The 18,882-nt window shown below is 45.4% G+C and carries 16 protein-coding genes and 1 riboswitch; of the genes, 6 read left to right on the plus strand and 10 right to left on the minus strand.

The annotated features are described in order from the left end of the window. Positions 1-59 precede the first annotated feature (59 nt). From V6D42_RS10695 to V6D42_RS10705, 3 genes are read right to left on the minus strand one after another with little or no spacing between them, the layout of a single operon-like run. Entirely contained in the window at positions 60-869 is an 810-nt protein-coding gene (locus tag V6D42_RS10695) for an ABC transporter ATP-binding protein (protein ID WP_333513203.1), read from the minus strand. Positions 870-883: 14 nt separating this feature from the next. Beyond that, on the minus strand, positions 884-1,888 hold the full coding sequence (locus tag V6D42_RS10700) for a FecCD family ABC transporter permease (RefSeq protein ID WP_333513204.1): 1,005 nt from the start codon (positions 1,886-1,888) through the stop codon (positions 884-886). Continuing rightward, complete coding sequence (locus tag V6D42_RS10705) at positions 1,888-2,928, minus strand: FecCD family ABC transporter permease (protein WP_442893237.1); 1,041 nt, start codon at positions 2,926-2,928, stop codon at positions 1,888-1,890. The genes V6D42_RS10700 and V6D42_RS10705 overlap by 1 nt, the downstream gene beginning before the upstream one ends. A 212-nt stretch (positions 2,929-3,140) precedes the next feature. On the opposite strand from V6D42_RS10705, the gene V6D42_RS10710 reads away from it, so the two are divergent. Next, positions 3,141-4,088, plus strand: a complete 948-nt coding sequence (locus V6D42_RS10710; protein WP_333513206.1) for an iron-hydroxamate ABC transporter substrate-binding protein — start codon at positions 3,141-3,143, stop codon at positions 4,086-4,088. Between the two features lie 204 nt (positions 4,089-4,292). On the opposite strand, the gene V6D42_RS10715 is transcribed toward V6D42_RS10710, so the two are convergent. Both V6D42_RS10715 and sspJ read right to left on the minus strand, forming a co-directional pair. Then, the gene (locus V6D42_RS10715; RefSeq protein WP_268471568.1) at positions 4,293-5,702 is read right to left on the minus strand and encodes an amino acid permease; all 1,410 of its coding nucleotides are present in this window, start codon (positions 5,700-5,702) and stop codon (positions 4,293-4,295) included. 104 nt (positions 5,703-5,806) lie between these two features. After that, positions 5,807-5,986, minus strand: a riboswitch (Lysine riboswitch). A 115-nt stretch (positions 5,987-6,101) separates the two neighbouring features. Beyond that, a complete protein-coding gene (gene sspJ, locus V6D42_RS10720) occupies positions 6,102-6,242 on the minus strand; it encodes a small acid-soluble spore protein SspJ (RefSeq protein ID WP_010331863.1) in 141 nt (46 codons plus the stop codon). Between the two features lie 166 nt (positions 6,243-6,408). On the opposite strand from sspJ, the gene V6D42_RS10725 reads away from it, so the two are divergent. Both V6D42_RS10725 and V6D42_RS10730 read left to right on the plus strand, forming a co-directional pair. Beyond that, a complete protein-coding gene (locus V6D42_RS10725) occupies positions 6,409-6,891 on the plus strand; it encodes a metal-dependent hydrolase (protein WP_333513207.1) in 483 nt (160 codons plus the stop codon). Between the two features lie 101 nt (positions 6,892-6,992). Further along, on the plus strand, positions 6,993-8,852 hold the full coding sequence (locus V6D42_RS10730; RefSeq protein WP_333513208.1) for an LTA synthase family protein: 1,860 nt from the start codon (positions 6,993-6,995) through the stop codon (positions 8,850-8,852). Between the two features lie 25 nt (positions 8,853-8,877). On the opposite strand, the gene V6D42_RS10735 is transcribed toward V6D42_RS10730, so the two are convergent. Next, positions 8,878-9,804: a substrate-binding domain-containing protein gene (locus V6D42_RS10735; RefSeq protein ID WP_333513209.1), complete on the minus strand. Its 927-nt coding sequence runs from the start codon at positions 9,802-9,804 to the stop codon at positions 8,878-8,880. A gap of 110 nt (positions 9,805-9,914) precedes the next feature. On the opposite strand from V6D42_RS10735, the gene modA reads away from it, so the two are divergent. Beyond that, on the plus strand, positions 9,915-10,697 hold the full coding sequence (modA, locus tag V6D42_RS10740) for a molybdate ABC transporter substrate-binding protein (RefSeq protein WP_333513210.1): 783 nt from the start codon (positions 9,915-9,917) through the stop codon (positions 10,695-10,697). After that, positions 10,669-11,379: a molybdate ABC transporter permease subunit gene (gene modB / locus V6D42_RS10745; protein ID WP_333513211.1), complete on the plus strand. Its 711-nt coding sequence runs from the start codon at positions 10,669-10,671 to the stop codon at positions 11,377-11,379. The genes modA and modB overlap by 29 nt, the downstream gene beginning before the upstream one ends. 15 nt (positions 11,380-11,394) lie before the next feature. Here modB and pgoN read toward each other — a convergent pair whose 3' ends face one another. Next, positions 11,395-12,225 carry a glyoxal/methylglyoxal reductase gene (pgoN, locus tag V6D42_RS10750; protein ID WP_010331868.1) on the minus strand — a complete coding sequence of 277 codons (831 nt, stop codon included), beginning with the start codon at positions 12,223-12,225 and terminating at the stop codon, positions 11,395-11,397. 244 nt (positions 12,226-12,469) lie between these two features. Between pgoN and yvgO the strand changes: the two genes are divergently transcribed. Continuing rightward, positions 12,470-12,955, plus strand: coding sequence for a stress response protein YvgO (yvgO, locus tag V6D42_RS10755; RefSeq protein ID WP_333513212.1), 486 nt, complete (start codon positions 12,470-12,472; stop codon positions 12,953-12,955). A gap of 46 nt (positions 12,956-13,001) precedes the next feature. Here the strand turns inward: yvgO and V6D42_RS10760 are convergent, their stop codons facing one another. From V6D42_RS10760 to V6D42_RS10770, 3 genes are all read right to left on the minus strand, one after another. After that, the gene (locus V6D42_RS10760; protein ID WP_333513213.1) at positions 13,002-15,014 is read right to left on the minus strand and encodes a Na+/H+ antiporter; all 2,013 of its coding nucleotides are present in this window, start codon (positions 15,012-15,014) and stop codon (positions 13,002-13,004) included. Between the two features lie 259 nt (positions 15,015-15,273). Next, on the minus strand, positions 15,274-16,992 hold the full coding sequence (gene cysI / locus V6D42_RS10765; protein ID WP_333513214.1) for an assimilatory sulfite reductase (NADPH) hemoprotein subunit: 1,719 nt from the start codon (positions 16,990-16,992) through the stop codon (positions 15,274-15,276). 25 nt (positions 16,993-17,017) lie between these two features. After that, a complete protein-coding gene (locus V6D42_RS10770) occupies positions 17,018-18,832 on the minus strand; it encodes an assimilatory sulfite reductase (NADPH) flavoprotein subunit (RefSeq protein ID WP_333513215.1) in 1,815 nt (604 codons plus the stop codon). Positions 18,833-18,882 lie beyond the last annotated feature (50 nt).

An 18,882-nucleotide genomic window follows, 5' to 3' on the forward strand; every position in this document is an offset into this window, starting at 1 on the left:
GTAAAATTACATTTTTGGGGTTGAAAATAAAAAATCCCGGCGTTATACCGGGATTTTTCTTACACAGAAACAAGCTGCTTTTCAGTTTTAATCAGGTCATAGGTTAAGCATACGGGTTTATATGTACGAGGATCAGTGACGATTTCAGCATCAATCTGGAATACCCGCTTCAAAATATCCGGCGTCATGACCTCCAGTGCGGCCCCTTCCTTGATGACCTTGCCTTTTTTGAGCGCAATCATATAATGGGAAAAACGGGCCGCATGATTCAGATCATGAATGACCATTAAAATCGTCCGCCCCTGTTCCTTGTTCAGTCTGTCAAGCAGCTGCAGGATTTCAAGCTGATGTGCGAGATCGAGATATGTTGTAGGCTCGTCAAGCAAAAGCAGCTCTGTCCCTTGTGCAAGCGCCATCGCAATCCACACGCGCTGACGCTGTCCGCCTGACAATGCCTCAATCGGACGCTCATGGTATTCCGCCATGCCAGTTTCTTCGAGTGCCCATTTGATGATGCGGCGATCTTCATCATTTAATCTGCCGAAGCCTGATTGATGGGGAAATCTGCCGTACGACACCAATTCGTACACCGTTAATCCGCTCGGAGCCTCAGGCGTTTGCGGCAGAATGGCCATATCCTTCGCAATGTCCTTAGTAGACATTTTATGAATGGCATTGCCGTTTAAGTAAACAGCACCTTGATGTGAGCGCATAATCCTGGACATCGTTTTTAATATCGTTGACTTCCCGCAGCCATTTGGCCCAATTAAGGTTGTTATTTTCCCTTTAGGAATAGATATATTTAAATCTTTTACAATCAGCCTGTCGCCATAACCGATCCCAAGCTGTTCCGTTGATAATGAATTCAAGTTCGGTCCCCTCCTCAATTCGATTTCATCAATAAATAAACAAAGTAAGGCGCACCTAAAACGGAGATGACAAGTCCGACCGGAATTTCTGATGGTGCCAATACATTTCTCGCCAGCGTATCAGCCAGCAGAAACAGAAACGCGCCGATAAAGGCGGAAACGGGTATAAGCGTCTGATGGCGGGGACCGGTAAGCCTTCTTGCCACATGCGGTGCGATTAATCCGAGGAACGCGATGCCTCCTGCAGCTGCCACACAGGATGCGGCAAGAGCGACCGCTGCCAGAAGGAGAATCCGTCTTTCCTTTTCAACAGCAGTGCCAAGGCCGGTCGCTAATTGGTCTCCCAGCTGTAAAATGTTCAGATAGCGTGCTTTATATAAAGTAAAAGGAAGCAAAATCACAATCCAAGGGAGTACCGACCAGATCATGTTCCAATTGGCCCCCCAAATCGAGCCTGATATCCAAACCGCGGCCTGCATAAAGTCATGCGGGTCCATTTTGAGCTGAAAAATAAGCAAAAGGGCATTAAATCCCGCATTCACCCCGATGCCTACCAGGATCAGCCGAATCGGAGTCACACCTTTTTTCCAAGCCAGAAGATAAATGAGAAACGCGGCGAGAAACGCGCCTGCCAGAGCGCTGAACGGCAGCATAAACGTCCCTAAGAAGCCCAGATCTGATGCCGACCCTTGAAAAAAGTAAATAAAGAGCACAACAGCAAGCGAACCCCCGGCGTTAATCCCGAGAATACCCGGTTCAGCCAAATCATTTTGAGACACGCTTTGCAAAATGGCTCCGGCAACAGCGATACCCGCCCCAACAAGCAACGACAAAACTATTCGCGGCAGCCTGAACTCAAATAAGACAAGCTCATCCCGCGCCGTCCCTTGGCCGAAAAAGACCTTGAGCGTTTGCAATGGAGCAATTTTTATGACACCCAGATTCAGACTGATAAAAAAGACAAGCACGATCAGCAGTAAAGTCACCGCTATCACAACAAGAGGTTTTTTCGTTTTCATTACAGCCCTCTCCTTTCACGACGTGCCAAATAAAAGAAAAAGGGAACACCGATGAGAGAGATCAGAGCGCCGACAGGCGTTTCAAACGGCGCGTTCACGAGTCTGGCCGCAATGTCAGCAAAAACAAGCAAAACAGCCCCAAGCACCGCCGAGCAAGGAATGATCCACCGATAATCAACCCCTACCAAAAACCTTGTGATATGAGGAATGATCAGTCCAATAAATGCAATAGTGCCGGCAATGGAAACAGCAGCACCGGTCAACACCACAACGACAAGCATCCCAACCAGTTTTACCGCTGATGTATACTGCCCAAGCCCCTTCGCAAGATCATCACCAAGGCTTAACACCGTCACAGACCGGGCAATGATAAACGCAAGCGTTATACCAACAGCTCCTGCGATAACCAGCAGCTGTACGCCTGACCATTTCACACCCGCTACCCCGCCTGCGTACCAAAAGCTGACATCCTGTGCTACATCAAAACGGAGCGCAATTGCGGTTGAAATGCCCGTAAAGAAATAACTGACGGCCGTTCCGGCAAGAGCAAGCTTTACAGGCGTGAGACCGCCTCTGGAAAACATGCCGATGCCCAATACCGTCGATGCCCCCAGTCCCGCGCCCGCAAAGGACCACAGCACAAGCCCGATGGCTGAAAGCCCTGGAAAAAAAGCAAACGCAATTGAAATGGCAAAAGCAGAGCCAGATGTTATCCCCATGATAGAAGGCTCCGCCAATGGGTTTCTTGTCATGCCCTGCATGATCGCCCCAGACACGGCTAACAATGCGCCGACGAGTGCGGCAGCAGCCGTTCTTGGCAGCCGAAGATCGTGTATAATTTGGTGTGAGGTTTCATTTGGCTGAAAATGAAAGATGGCGTCCCACACAGTCCGTAAATGGATATCCGCAGCACCGAGAGAAATGGACAGCATCGCGCCGAAGCATAGGAAACATAACCCCGCAACAAGCACAATGACCGCACCTAACGACCGGGATGTCCATTGAATTTCTTCATCTGATATCATCTGTTTATTTTTCATGTGACTCAACAGCCGTACTTCCTTTCGATAATGATAATGATTATCAATTGCTGTTTCAGTATATCACTTTTTTCCGCTGATTTAATAGAGCGTTTTGATAAAAATGAGAATATAAATGCAAAAATATCGTGTCAACTGGCACTTGTGATGGTATAATCACAGATGATAATGATTCTCTTTATCATCTATTTCTTTGAAAGAAGGTATGAGATATGACCCATATATACAAGAAGCTTAGCGCCGCTTTTTTTGCTCTTTTATTGATTGCAGCGCTGGCAGCCTGCGGAAATAACTCAGAAAGCAAAGGCTCTTCCTCTGATTCAAAAGACGAAGAAACCGTTACATACAAGGCTGAAAACGGAAATGTGAAAATTCCTAAACATCCTAAACGGGTGGTTGTCATGGCTGACGGCTACTATGGAGACTTCAAAACACTGGGCATCAACGTCGTCGGTGCACCTGAAAATGTATTTAAAAACCCTTACTACAAGGGTAAAACAGACGGTGTCACAAATATCGGAGACGGCACTTCTGTTGAAAAAGTGATTGATTTAAAGCCTGACCTGATCATCGTTTGGACAACACAAGGCGCCGATATTAAAAAGCTCGAAAAAATCGCACCAACTGTTGCGGTGAAATACGATAAGCTCGACAACATTGAACAGCTGAAAGAGTTTGCAAAAATGACAGGAACGGAAGATAAAGCGGAGGAGTGGCTTGCCAAGTGGGACAAAAAAGTAGCGGCAGCCAAAACAAAAATTCAAAAAGTCATCGGTGACAAAACAGTTTCCATTATGCAAACAAACGGCAAAGACATTTATGTATTCGGTAAAGATTTCGGAAGAGGCGGAAGCATCGTCTACAAAGATCTTGGTTTACAGGCCACAAAGCTGACAAAGGAAAAAGCCATTGACCAAGGCCCAGGATATACCAACATTTCTTTAGAAAAGCTCCCTGACTTCGCCGGAGATTACATTTTCGCGGGTCCATGGCAATCAGGCGGAGATGACGGCGGCGTATTTAACAGTTCCATTTGGAAAAACCTCGATGCTGTCAAAAATGATCATGTCTATAAAATTGACCCGATCAGCTTCTATTTCACAGACCCGATTTCACTAGAAGGGCAGCTGAAATTTATCACCGAAAGCTTAACAAAATAAACAAAGAGCCGCGCTGATCTGCGGCTCTTTTCTATTTGCAATGAAACCGACAAGCCGGGGCACCTCATATTGAACCACATCGCATATTTCTTACTCCATCCATACGAAGTGCGTTCCTGTCAGCTATTTTGTGTATAGGATTCGTAACGGGAGTAATAACGATTTCTAAAAAAGACACCTGACTACATTGTCAGGTGTCTTTTTTTATGCTTGTTTTTCTTTCGAGAATTTCTTAATGACAAACGGATAAATCACCAGACCGACAAAGAACAAACCGATGCCGAGAATAAATGTCGTTAAATCGGCAGTTCCTGTTACGATAACAAACAATGAGTATACACACGCTAACAACGCGATCAATCCGTCTTTTACGCGTGAGCCTTTCAGCTGATCATACGTTTCGCCTTTTATAACAAGCTTTAGGCTGTAGATCGCAGACACTAAGTACGGAATTAAATACGCAAGAGTCGCTGCTGTCGTTAAAAACGTAAATGCGTCACTTATTGTCCGGGAAATAACAGAGAATATGAAGACCTGTGACATCACATTTGTAATGATCAGAGAAATAACCGGGCTTCCCTTTTTATTCGTTTTCGCAAAGATCGCCGGAAAATCGCCTGCTTTAGCGGCTTGGTATGGAACCTCAGAGCCAAGCAAAATCCAGCCGAGCATCGTTCCGAATAGGCAAAGAATCGCAAGTAGTGCCATGATCACGCTACCTGCATTTCCGACAATCGCATACAGCACATCAACGAACGGTTTTTCTGATCCGACAAGTTTATCGTGCGGCAGAACACCCATCGTGATCAATGTCACTATAATGTAGATGCTTAACGCGATCAACAACCCTGTGATTGTTGCACGTTTGACATCACGCTGAGTACGCGCGCGTCCAGACAAGATCACTGCTGATTCAATTCCGACAAACGCCCATAGAGTAGAAATGGCGGCGTTGTGAACCTGCCCGCCGATGCCAATGGTTGTGCCATTTTCACCTTGAACCGGAAAATAAAAATGATCGAATAATGTCGTTTGAAACACAAACAATCCGGCAATGATAAAGAAAACAAAACCTAATACTTTCGAAAATGTTGTGATAAAGTTTAATTTACTTGCACCGTTAATGCTTGCAACAAGAATCGTGTGCGTTCCCCAGAGCAAAATCGTACATACAGCAAACGTCAGCAATTGGCCGAGTGTCACCTCTTGGCTGCCGACAGCAAACAGTACACGTTTATCAACTAAGATCGGGAAAAACGAAGTCAAGTAACCGGCAAGACTTGTGATAATCGCCACGTTACTGATCCAGCTCGCCACCCAGTAGCCCCACACCATTGTGAATCCGGCAGCGTTCCCTTTCTTCGGATCAGAAAACAGCGCTCTCGCATAACTTTGCGGCCCCGCTGTCAACTCAGGCTTGCGAATCGACAAGTGTCCGAAGACAAGCGCAATCATCAGCACGCCCGCACCTGTCAAAAGCCAGGCGGACGTGGCGCCAAGCGGACTTGCAATCGAAGCAAGCGAACTCGGCAGGGAGAAAATTCCCGACCCAACCATATTTCCAACGACAAACGCCGTTAATAACCAAAAACCCCATTTTTTTGTCTGTTCCATTCCAGTACCTCCAATGATTCTTTGTACGGACCAGAACCCGAGATCATGTAAATACAAAAAAAGCCTGAACAAAAGTCCATGCTTAAAGAAACACACACCCTTGATCTCCGGATAGCCCTCCGCGAAAAAGCACGCGGCAGTCCTGCACTTATTCAGATACAGTCCCAGCATAGAGAAGGATCGGCTTTCTCCACACTTCGGCGCTGATGCCTTTTACACATGTTTAACAGCTCCTGTCAGCCTGGCATGTGTGACTCATCATCCGCGCAACCTCTACCTCACTGAGAAAGAGTGAGGATTTATTTATTCAGTTACCCCAGAAGGTTATCAAAGAAAGAATGATCTGTCAAAGGGAACAGATGGAAAATGCGGATAGAGCCAAGCCCTATCCGCATGCGGTTAGCGATTATTTTTCTTTTTTTGCACAGCTTCTTGAAGCGGATCATCTTTAAGAGCTGAACCGGCATCCTCAAGAGCTCCTTGGATTACGTTTTTTTCTTTTTCAGATCGTTTCCCTTTATCTTTATTAAAGAAAGCCATTCGTATCACCTCTTTTAGAAAATAGGTACATCTTTAAGATGCCTTTTTCTCAGAAAATTATGCGGCTCATTTTTTTATCGGCCAAAGTTCTGTTGCTCAAACATACATTCTCTTGATATATTTGTAATTCAGAGATTTTTGCAAAAGATAAAGGAGAAGCGGGGAAATGACAGGAAAAACACACATCATGGGAGGCATCGCATCTTGTACCGCAGCAGCTTATTATTATGGATTTGACCCAGTACTCATGGCGGCGTCCGGCGCGGTTGGCGCATTAATTCCCGACATCTGCCACACACAAAGTAAAATCGGAAGAAGATTTCCTATCTTATCAAAAATAGTTAGTTCCGTATTTGGCCATCGAACCTTTACACACAGCCTGCTGTTTCTGCTCATCATGTTTTTTATCACAGCTACATATATTCCAGATAAAAACATATTAGCAGGGCTAATGATTGGAATGGCAAGCCACTTGGTTCTGGATGCCTGGACAGTGAATGGCATCAAATTTTTATTCCCTTCAACCATTCGCATACGGCTGCCGCTGTATATGAAGACAGGCAGTTTTTCCGAACAGCTTGTGTTGGCCGGTCTGACAATAGCATCATGCTATTATTTTTATATGCTGATCCATGGGCGCATGTTTTAAACCAAGTGCTGAAGCTTGTCTAAGAAGACTGTTTTTAGTAGGTTTTACATAAGAAGCATCTCATGGCAGATGTTCAAGAAAACGTGAGGAGTTATAAATTGATGAAAGGAACCTTTTTTCACAATCAGCGTTTTTTAAGTTTATCCATCTTATTCATGTGGATCAAAACTTATGTGATCTATAAACTGGGCTTTGATTTGCAGACCGACTCTCTATTACAGGAGCTGATTCTGCTGATCAATCCGCTTAGCTTCATACTCCCTCTATTTGGAATTGGCCTGCTTTTAAAGGACAGCAAGCAGCAGCGCATCTTTTTGCTGATTGCCAATTTGGTTCTGACTGCCATTTTGATCTCCAACACGATTTTTTACGGCTTTTATATCGATTTTATTACCATCCCGGTTTTGTTTCAGGCAAGCAACATGAGCGATATGGGCAGCAGTGTACAAGAGCTGTTTAATCCTTTGTTCATCGCGCTGTTTGCGGATTTGGCTTTTCTTCTGCTGCTCTCCAGAAAAGAAAAGAGTCCGGAATCAAAAGTGAACCCCCGTACGGTTAAACGCTACTATGCCGCTTCCTGCGGGATTCTTATATGTACGCTGGGGCTTGCCGAAATTGAACAGCCGAAGCTCTTGGCCCATTCCTTCGACCGGGAAGTGCTCGTCAAAAGTATTGGTCTGTTTCAGTTTCACATCTACGATACCATTTCTCAGACTGTCAATATGAGTGCGAAGGCATTTGCCGATGAAGACAGCCTCTCTACAATCAAAAACTACACTGAGGCTGACTACAGCAAGCCTAATCAAAGCAAGTTCGGACTGGCAAAGGGACGGAATGTGATTTTTGTGACGCTTGAATCGACTCAAAGCTTTGTTCTGAATGAAAAGGTAAATGGAAAAGAAATTACCCCGTTCATGAATGACCTGATGAAGAAGAGCTATACCTTTGATCATTTTTATCAGCAAACAGAGCAAGGCAAAACGTCTGATTCGGAATTTATCGTCGCTAACTCTCTATACCCATCCCTAAGCGGCGCCGTCTTTTTTACGAAAAGTGACCATCAATTTCATACGATGTACAAATCACTCAAGCAGCATGATTACTATTCAGCCGTCTTCCACGCCAATCATAAGACATTTTGGAACAGAGATGTGATGTATGAAACGTTTGGGATTGACCGCTTTTTTGATGTCGATGAGTTCCATGTGACTCCTGAAACCTCAACAGGCTGGGGATTAAAGGATAAGGAATTTCTGGAACAGTCAGCTGGTAAACTGAAAAGCCTGCCGCAGCCGTTCTACAGCAATTTCATCACATTGACGAACCATTTTCCGTTTGAAATTGACGAAAAGGATCAGCTGATTGATGAATATGATTCAAGCAGCGACCTGTTAAACCGCTATGTAACGACGGTTCGCTATGAGGATGAAGCACTGAAGCATTTTATCAAAAAGCTCAAAGATGAAGGCTTATACGAAAACTCGATGATCGTCTTTATGGGAGATCATTACGGCATCTCAGAAGCCCATAATAAAGCCCTGGCAGAGTTTTTAGGAAAAAGTGACATTACGCCGTATGACACCGTCCAGCTTCAGCGGGTGCCGTTTATCATTCATATTCCTGGAATCACTGATCAAAATCCGGAAACAATCTCCGATGCCGGGGGGCAGGTTGACGTCAGGCCGACTCTGATGCACCTGCTCGGAATCAATACAAAAGGTGATATTCAGTTCGGCAATGATTTGCTGTCAAACGACCGAACGCCATTTGCCGTGCTGAGAAACGGCAGCTTTATCACGAACGACTATGTGTATACGAAAAACATATGCTACAGCCAAAAAACAGGAGAAGTGTTAGAAAACCAAGAAGCGTGCACTCCCTATAAGGAAAAAGCAAATGAAGAGCTGTCTCTCTCTGATAAAATGTTAAACGGAGACCTTCTGCGTTTTGATGGTCAATAAAAAATCCCTCTCAGAGGGATTTTTTTCATGTTTCGTATATCACTTTGCCTGTCAGCTTCGTTTGATAGCCATTGAGATGAGACAGGTTGGCCTTATATTCTTCCGATTTCAAGATGCTCTTTACAGCTTCAAGCAGCTGCTGGTGTTTCTTCAAAATGACAACGTCGTATTGCTCCTCGATGAGCGGAATAAAATCAACGCTTCCCATATGTGCCGCGTGCTGCGCCCCGATTCCAGCGTCTGCCTGTCCGCTTGAGACTTGGGAGGCAACAGCATAATGATCAGTCACAGTGTCACTGTATCCCTTAACATCTGAAGGCGTCACACCAAGCAGACCAAGCTGTTCGTCAAGCAGCACTCTTGCGCCCGATCCTTTTTCTCTGTTGATGATGCGGATGTCGGTTCGTTTCAAGTCATCCCAGCCTTGTATGTTTTTTGGATTTCCTTTTTGAACGTATAGGCCGGCTTTGCGAAGAACAACATTCATCTGACAAAACGGTTCGCCTGACAGAATGCGTTTGACATAAGGCGTGTTATATTGAGCGGTTTCCGCATCGTACAAATGCAGGCTGACAATGTCGCATTTGCCTTGGTACATGTCAATCAGGCTGTTTAAGCTGCCTTTGTATTGGCGGAGCGGCGTCTCTTGAATGGCATTATCCAAATGCTTGCTGAGCAGATCCATCGATATATCCTGTCCGCTGATGACGACATTCGGCCTGCCGTTAGATACCGGCTCCTGTGCCTTTCTCGGCTCTTCGTGTGTAGACACAGGCTGAGACATCCTCATGTTTGCCTTATATTGCTTTAAATCTGCTTCATCGACACGCATCTGCCTTCCGACACGGTAAGCAGGGATCATGCCTTTTTTAATCAAATCATAAACGGTCAGCTTTGATACCTTCAGCAGACCAGCAACTTCTTCTATCGTATAGGAAGAGGTTTCATTCATTATCATCACTCTCCTATTTCATTATACCTTTTCGGAGAATGTATAAAAACCCACATAACCCAAACATAATCCGTTATAATTAGATATAACTAATCATAAGGGGTGCAATCATGTTTAAGAAGTATTCCATTCTGACCGCAGCATTAACTGTTTTTCTGCTTGCAGCAGGCTGCTCTGCCAGCCAGTCATCAAGTGAAAATGAGAAAGAAGTGACCTTAACTGTTTCAGCAGCTGCCAGTGCCCAGGATGCACTCGAGGAAATTCAAAAGAATTATGAGAAAACCCATCACAATATTACGATCCAGGATAACTTTGGCTCATCAGGCGCCTTACAAAAGCAAATTTCTCAAGGAGCCGGGGCTGATCTGTTCTTCTCAGCCGCTGAGGACAAATTCCAAAAGCTTGTAGATGATGGGGATATCGCTAAAAAAGACAGCACTGATCTAGTCGGAAATGAAATTGTGCTGGTCGTGCCAAAAGACGGAGATTCACCTGTCAAAAGCTTCGACAATCTGACTGATTCAGAAAAAATCGCTCTTGGAACCCCGGAGTCCGTGCCGGCAGGAGTTTATGGAAAAGAATCACTGACAGAGCTGTCTCTATGGGACAAAATAAAAGATAAGATCGTTTACGGAAAAGACGTTCGCCAGGTTCTTTCATATGTAGAAACAGGCAATGTAGACGCAGGCGTCGTTTATAAAACGGATGCGCTGATCTCTAAGAACGTCAAAATCGTCGACGAGGCAAAAGCTGACACACACAGCCCGATTGTTTATCCGTTAGGAATTGTAAAAGATACGAAACACCATAAGGAAGCGAAGGAATTTTACGATTACCTGCAAACAGATGAAGCGATGAAAGTGTTTGAGAAATATGGTTTTACTGCTGAATAACATCAGCACTTCAGAATTTTTTACGCCGGTTGCGCTTTCCTTTCAAGTGGCGGCGGTCGCCGGAATCGCGGTGATCATCCTCGGAACATTGGCGGGAGCGTGGATGGCGCGGGCATCATTTTTCGGAAAAACTGCAATCGAAACGATTTTTATGCTTCCTCTCGTTCTTCCGCCCACCGTTGTCGGTTTTATTTTGATTGTCATTTTTGGAAAGCACAGCTTCATCGGACAAGCGATCGAATGGATCTTTCACCAGCCCGTCATTTTCACCTGGTGGGCCGCAGTGATTGCTTCTGCTATCGTGTCTTTTCCGCTTATGTATCAATCCGCCAAAACTGGATTTTCCGATATTGACCCTGATATAGAGGGAGCGGCAATGGTAGACGGCGCAAGCAGATGGAAGGTGTTTATCCATATCTCCATTCCGCTAGCATATCCATCATTGCTGACCGGAAGCATCCTCAGCCTGGCGCGGGCGCTCGGTGAATTCGGCGCCACCTTGATGTTTGCCGGGAATATCCCGGGTGTTACCCAAACACTGCCGACGGCCATTTATGTGGCTTTGGATTCCGGCAACAACACACTTGCGTGGGCTTGGGTCGTCTCTATCATCGTAATTTCCTTTCTGATGCTGTTTTTGATTCAACTGAAAAAAACACATGAAAAAACTCCCCGTACTTAGACGGGGAGTTTTTGATTAAAACAGAAGCTCGTCGGGGTTTGGACCGACACGTTCATCTTGATTTAACGCATCAATTTTGTCCATGTCTTCTTGAGACAATTCAAAATCAAAAATATCAGCGTTTTCGATAATACGGTGTTCTTTAATGGATTTTGGAATCGTTACAACTTCATGCTGAAGATCCCAGCGCAAAATCACTTGTGCTACAGATTTATTATATTTTTCAGCGATCTGTGTGAGCACATCGTTATCCAGCAGCTGCCCCTGCATAAGCGGAGACCATGCTTCCAGCTGGATGCCTTGCGCTTTGCAGTAATCTCTTAATTCTTTTTGTGTCAAACGAGGGTGAAATTCAACTTGGTTCACCATCGGTTTGATTTCAGCATCTTTCAAAAGCTCTTCTAAATGATGAACTTGGAAGTTGCTGACGCCGATCGCGCGGATCTTGCCGTCTTTATACAGCTTTTCAAGCGCGCGCCATGTATCTTTATATTTATCCTTGCCAGGCCAGTGGATTAAATATAAGTCTAAATAATCAAGCTGAAGTCTTTCCAGGCTTTTTTCAAAGGCAGCAAGCGTTGTGTCATAGCCCTGATCTTCATTCCATACCTTTGATGTAATGAAGAGCTCTTCTCTTGCAACACCGGATTCTTTGATGCCGATGCCTACACCTTCTTCATTTTTATAGACAGCCGCTGTATCAATGCTGCGGTAGCCATTTTTAATCGCAGCTTTAACAGATTCAGTCGCTTCACTGCCGTTTTCTACTTTAAAAACACCAAGACCGAACCAAGGCATTTCAACTCCGTTATGTAGCTTTACAGTATCTTTTAAACTTGTTGCCACTTGAACATCCACCCTTTCATTGAAATGTAAGCGTCTATATTATCTCACATTCCTCTCAGCAGATACCAATAATACGCTTAAGAGCCTCTTATTGCTTCTTTTTTCATACGGATGGTTGACATCTCATAGTAAATAATGAGCATCAGTGCTATTTTTTTCCTATTTTATCAATTATAAGATTATTTAGACAGTGAGCAGGGTAAGCGAATACTGTAGCCCACAAAAACATAGAGGAGGAAACAAATTGAACCGTATTCGTATCCCAATGACTATTGCTCTTGGCGCCGCTTTGACAATTGCCCCTTTTTCCCTTGCCTCTGCTGAGGAAAATCCCGCACCGAAGATCTCACAGAAAACAACCGCCGGAACTGCTGCCGCAGAAGTCGGTTTAAACGTTAATCTAGATTTGCTTGGAATTGCCAACCAGATTTCAGATGCCATTAAATCAGCCCAGAACCGCGATGGTTTTGTGAAAAATCTCATGGAATCTTCCTTCTACGCATCCGGCCAAAAATATAACGTCATGGTTTTTAACTTGAGCCAGGAATATGAAGATCATTTAAATGGTGTGCAGTTTTACGGCTCGGCCGTTTATGACGGCATTACGTACGGCATTTGGGTATTTGAAGACGGAAGCTTCACAAACAAAGGAGACGGAGGCTGGATCAACTGGGCCTTCAGAGGCTGGTTCGACCGAAACGACAACACTGTCGAATTCCATCGCCCCTAACCTATAGAAAAAAGCTGGCATGGGATGCCAGCTTTTTATCTTGAAGTTATTCGCCGCCTTCTAGCATTGCGGCTTCCACATCATTAATATATTGGCGAAGCTCATGAGAGATGTCCCGGGAAATTTCCCGCTCCTCAAATAGTGTCTGAATCTCATTTCTGATCGCCTGCACAGCCTTTAGCTTTACTTCCAGCTTCTGATTTTCGAAATGGGCGCTCGATTTATGTTCGTGATGGCTGTGCTTCAATCTGAAAATTAATTGTTTATAAAACGAGATGACAGATAAAAATACTTCCTTATGTTCTTCCGGTATATGCTTTTCCAAATGTTCAATCGCAGCTTTAGCCGTTTTAACTCTAGTTGCTCTCATTAATCCTTCTTCGTTTAAAATCGACATCTCCGGCTTTTTATGCTCTCCGAAGAAAATCCAATGCATCAGCCGTTTCAGCCTTGTCTTTGATAAACCGACTTTAAACGGGTTGGCATATAAAATTTCCAACTCATTAAACCGTTCCTGCAGTGCGTTTGCCGTTTCTTCCGGGATGTCTCCCCGCTCCAGCAATTTGATCAGTTCTTCTTGCTCGGCTTTAATCCCTTGAGCACGGATTTTCCGTTCATACTTTTTTATGCGGGTTGACGTTGTGTATTGCTGAAAACGAAGGTTTTTCATTTTCTCATTGTATTCAGCAATGACCGCAAGAGACGCCGTTTTGTTTGTATCATTCATGCCTTCTTTAATCGTTTTGAGAGCCGTTTTAATCAGCTTGCGCCTCGCCGTCAGCAGCTTCTTATTTTTCTCTTCGTCATCTTCTTCTTTTTCAGTCAGAAGCGGAAGCACAACGGTGGCAATGACAAGCGTACATAAAATGACGCCTGCGGCTAAAAAGAGAATCAGATTTCTTTGCGGAAACGGTGTGCCGTCTTCCAAGAAATATGGGATGGAGAATGAACCTGCAAGCGTAACTGCTCCCCGCACACCGGAAATGGAAATTAACAGTGTAGAACGAAGTCCCGGCTTATAAATGGTTTGATCTTTATTAAAGAACCACTTGCCGTTCCAGAAAAACAGCACCCACAGAAATCTAAGGAGCATTAACGTAAATGTAATGACCAGAATATAGCCGATCACTTTCATGTTGCTGATCGCTGTATCGTTAAAAATGACGGAAATGACATCAGGAATCTGTGTACCAAGGATGACAAAGACAAGACCGTTCAAAATAAATAAAATAATATTCCACGTACTCGATGAGACGATTTGCAGCTTGACCATCGTCGATTCGAGACGATCCTGTTCAACCGCATGCGTAATACCGCCTGCCACAACGGCTAAAATGCCGGAAACACCGATTTCCTCCGCTGCCAAATAAATCACAAACGGCGTCAGAATTTGAATCAGCATGTGCATCGTGACATCCTGCATGCCAAGTCGGCGCAGGAATAGACGAAAGCGGATAATCAAGAACGAAATCACTACACCGCACAAAAGGCCGCCAACAGAAATAAACACAAAGCTGACAGCTGCTTGGGCCAATGAAAAGGCCCCGGTAACCGCTGCGGCAATCGCAAACTTAAAGGCAACCAGACCTGATGCATCATTCATCAGTCCTTCCCCTTCAAGCAGGCGCAGAATTCCTTTGGGCATCTTCACCCTTCCTGATAATGCGCTGACAGCGACAACATCAGTCGGTGAGAGAATGGCTGCCAGTCCAAAGGCCGCTGCCAGCGGAATATCAGGAATCATCCAGTGGATCGTGTATCCTCCTACAATCACAGTGGCAAATACAAGGCCAAGTGCAAGCAATAAAATGGGGGCCCTTAAATTCCAAAGCTCCGCCCGAGGCGTCCTCTTTCCATCATTAAATAGAAGAGGCGCAATAAACAAAACGAAAAACAATTCCGTGTTTAATTCAAAATGAAGCCCCTGTGGAAATGAGGCGGCAATAATCCCAAGCGCCACCTGAATCAGAGGCACTGGAATAAACGGAATAAACCGATTGACAATGTTAGAAATCGCAATAATAGCCAGTAAAACAAGGACGACTAAAAATATGTCCAAATGCATAACCTCCTTAATCTGTTGCGTATCTGCATGATGAGTTAATCAATATTTGTCCGAAGAGGCTGAGGCTTGCAAAAGATAAAAGATGGCCTTACATCCAATACTGGATTCCGCAGGAGTCTCCTCCACACTAGTCTTCTTTTATAGTACCCTTTTTAGGGTATTTTTTCTCATGATATGCTCATGGTGAACTTTTTTGCCGTAAAGCAAAATGAAAAAGAGACAGGGCAATCCTCCCTGTCTCTCGTCTCTATGATCAATCATGAAAATTCGTGCCGTCAGTTGTCGCTTTAATGATACCGGCGCGAATGACGAAATCACCGAAGTGCTCGCCTTCCTCGCGTTCTTTCGCATAGCGGGAAAGCAGGACGCGCAGCTCGCTCAAAATGTCTTCTTCTCCGATATTTTCGCGGTACATTTTGCTTAAGCGGCTGCCGTCAAACGCAGCGCCTAGATACATATTATATTTGCCAGGCGCCTTTCCGATAAATCCAATCTCTCCGAGCGCATGGCGGGCGCAGCCGTTCGGGCAGCCTGTCATGCGAATGGTAATTTCCTCATCACGAAGACCGTTTTCGTCAATAATCTCTTCTACTTTATCTAAAAGGGACGGCAAATAACGTTCTGCTTCAGCCATTGCCAATCCGCAGGTCGGAAGTGCGACACACGCCATAGAGCTGCGGCGGAGCGCTGAATGATGCTTCCCATCAGTTAAACCGTATTGGTCGATTAACGCGTTGATTTCGTCCTTTTTCTCACTTGAAACGTTACCGATAATCAAGTTCTGATTGGCTGTCAAACGAAAATCACCTGTATGAACTTTAGCAATTTCACGCAAACCTGTCATCATCTTATAATCCTCGTAATCCGTCACACGGCCGCCTTCGACAAACAGCGTGAAATGCCATTTATCCTCGATGCCTTCCACCCAGCCGTAGCGGTCGCCGTTATGGTCAAAATGGTACGGCTTCGCTTCTTCCAGGCTCCAGCCGAGACGATTTTCCAATTCCTCTTTCACTGTTTCCAAACCGAGGCGGTCAACTGTGTATTTGAAGCGGGCATTTTTACGGACGGAACGGTTTCCGTAGTCTCGCTGAATCGTAATTGTTTTTTCAGCAACGTCATACATTTGTTCAGGGCGGCAAAATCCAATTACCTTCGCTAATTGCGGATATGTCGCTTTGTCGCCGTGCGTCATTCCCATACCGCCGCCGATTGCCACGTTAAATCCGATAAGCTTGCCATCGTCCACAATCGCAATGAATCCGAGATCCTGTGAAAAGACGTCAATATCGTTTGACGGCGGAACCGCAATACCGATTTTGAATTTCCGCGGCAGGTAAAGCGGCCCGTACATTGGCTCGACTTCTTCTGCGTCAGGTGTGCCGGCCACTCTTTCTTCATCAAGCCAAATTTCATGATACGCTCTCGTCCGAGGCAGAAGATCATCACTTAATGTTTTGGACCATTCGTATACTTCAGAATGGATTGCAGACTGGTAAGGATTCGATGTGCACATGACATTCCGGTTTACATCTCCGCAAGCTGCGATTGTATCCAGAAGAGCCGAGTGGATCGTCTGAATGGTTTTTTTCATGTTCCATTTTAAAATCCCATGCATTTGGAACGTCTCACGAGTCGTCAGCTTTAGGGTGCCGTTACCGTATTTCTGTGAAAGATCATCCATCACGAGCCATTGCTCAGGCGTTGATACGCCGCCCGGCATACGGACGCGCAGCATGAACTGATAAGCCGGTTCAAGCTTTTGCTTTTGGCGTTCATTGCGGAGGTCGCGGTCATCCTGCAAATAACTGCCGTGGTGTTTCATCAGGCGGTTATCATCATCCGGAATTCCCGCACTGATCCGATCTAGCATCACTTCTTTCAGTGTGCCGCGCAAATAATCGCTTTCTTCTTTAATGCGCTCGACGTCACTTGGAGAGCCGTCCGGTGCTTTTAAGATTTTGGTCACCATGTTGAAAAACTCCTTTCAGGTCAAATCAGTATACATCACGCTGATAACGTTTTTGCTGCTGCATATCGGCAAGATAAACTTCCGCTTCTTCACGGGTCATATTGCCTTCTTTTTCTATAATTTCTAAAAGTGTGTTATGGACATCGTGTGCCATGTGCTTTTCATCTCCGCAAATGTAAACAGCCGCTCCTTCTTGAAGCCATTCAAACAGTTCTGCACTCTGTTCAAGCATGCGGTGCTGAACATACACTTTTTCTTCCGTATCGCGTGAAAACGCAACGTCCATTTTTGTGAGCACGCCGTCTTTCAGCCAATTCTGCCACTCTGTCTGATAAAGGAAATCTGTAACAAAATGCTGATCACCGAAGAACATCCATGCTTTTCCTTCAGCTCCCGTCTCCTCTCGTTCCTGCATAAAGGAACGGAACGGCGCAACGCCTGTCCCAGGGCCGACCATGATAATCGGTGTTTGAGGATCCTTCGGAAGCTTGAAGTTCTGATTATGCTGGATATAAACCGGCAGTGTGTCCCCCGGCTGCAGACGCTCCGCACATAAAATCGAGCAGACGCCTTTTCGTTCGCGGCCATGCGCGTCGTACCGGACTGCACCAATCGTTAAATGCACTTCATCCGGGTTTGCGGATAAGCTGCTCGCAATTGAATAGAGGCGGGCCGGCATTTTTCGAAGAATGGATACAAACTCCTGTGCCGTTACACTGAACGGGCCATAATCCCGGATCAGATCAAGCAAATCGCGCCCTTCCATATACGCTTTCACTTTCCCCTCATTTCCCGGTGCTAAAAGCTCTCTAAGCTCCTCGCTTCCCGTCAAATGAGCAGCCTGTTCAAGAAGCGGCTTTGTGAGAACAGTAATTTCATAATGGGAAATCAGCGCTTCTTTCAGCGGACGGACATCGCCTTGCTTATTCAGCGTCACAATTTCTTCTGGATCCCAATTCATTTCCTGAAGCAGCGCATCGACAAGCTCCGGATCATTTTCCGGATAGACGCCGAGGCTGTCACCAGGTTCATACGTAAGGCCTGACCCTTCAAGAGACAATTCTACATGGCGTGTTTCTTTATTTGATCCGCGGCCATTTAAATTTAAATTTTCTAACACTTCCGCCCGAAACGGATTTGTTCTTGAATACGCAGATTCACCAGTTTGAGGCGCTGCTGCCGGCGCAGGCGCGGCGCTACCGCCCTCGGCTTCACTTAAGCCCTCAAATACGCTTTCCAGCCATTCAGCAGCCGGCTCATCATAGTCCAAATCACAATCAACGCGCGGAGAAATTCGTTTCCCGCCAAGCTCTTCCAAGCGCTGATCAAATTCTTTTCCGGTCTGACAGAAGAATTCGTATGAACTGTCACCAAGCGCCAAAACAGAAAAGCGAAGATCATCAAGCTTAGGCGCCCGTCTTCCGTGCAAAAATTCGTGAAACGACAGTGCGTTATCAGGCGGCTCGCCTTCGCCATGCGTACTGACGACAATCAGAAGATTGTTAATTTTCTTGAGCTGGTTCGGCTTAAAATCGCTCATAGATGAAACGGTGACTTGAAAGCCTCGCTCCTCAAGCTGCTTGCCGGCGTTCTCTGCAAGCCCTTGTGCGTTTCCCGTCTGTGAACCGTAAAGAACGGTGACTTCTTTTGAAATGGCCGGTGCCGTTACACCCGCAGACTCAGCAGCCGGCGCCCCCGCTGTTTCCAGTACGGAAACAGATTGCGCTGATAAATAGCCGCTCAGCCAAATTTTCTGAGATTCTGTCAAGGTTGGCAGAAGGCGGTTAAGGAGCTCTGCCTGCTCCTGATTAAACGGACTGTTCATTACCTGAAGTTGCAACGTATCCACCTCACAAAATTGTATAAACTGATCGAAATAGTATCTAATTG

The sequence above is a fragment of the Bacillus sp. 0909A genome (assembly GCF_036765115.1).
Classification (GTDB): Bacteria; Bacillota; Bacilli; order Bacillales; family Bacillaceae; genus Bacillus; species Bacillus mojavensis.

Coding starts and splice junctions, on each gene's coding strand:
- V6D42_RS10705 (WP_442893237.1), bottom strand. CDS start 2,928: ATGAAAAATAAACAGATGATATCAGATGAAGAAATTCAATGGACATCC.
- modA (WP_333513210.1), top strand. CDS start 9,915: ATGTTTAAGAAGTATTCCATTCTGACCGCAGCATTAACTGTTTTTCTG.
- V6D42_RS10735 (WP_333513209.1), bottom strand. CDS start 9,804: ATGAATGAAACCTCTTCCTATACGATAGAAGAAGTTGCTGGTCTGCTG.
- V6D42_RS10700 (WP_333513204.1), bottom strand. CDS start 1,888: ATGAAAACGAAAAAACCTCTTGTTGTGATAGCGGTGACTTTACTGCTG.
- V6D42_RS10710 (WP_333513206.1), top strand. CDS start 3,141: ATGACCCATATATACAAGAAGCTTAGCGCCGCTTTTTTTGCTCTTTTA.
- V6D42_RS10730 (WP_333513208.1), top strand. CDS start 6,993: ATGAAAGGAACCTTTTTTCACAATCAGCGTTTTTTAAGTTTATCCATC.
- V6D42_RS10715 (WP_268471568.1), bottom strand. CDS start 5,702: ATGGAACAGACAAAAAAATGGGGTTTTTGGTTATTAACGGCGTTTGTC.
- cysI (WP_333513214.1), bottom strand. CDS start 16,992: ATGGTGACCAAAATCTTAAAAGCACCGGACGGCTCTCCAAGTGACGTC.
- V6D42_RS10725 (WP_333513207.1), top strand. CDS start 6,409: ATGACAGGAAAAACACACATCATGGGAGGCATCGCATCTTGTACCGCA.
- sspJ (WP_010331863.1), bottom strand. CDS start 6,242: ATGGCTTTCTTTAATAAAGATAAAGGGAAACGATCTGAAAAAGAAAAA.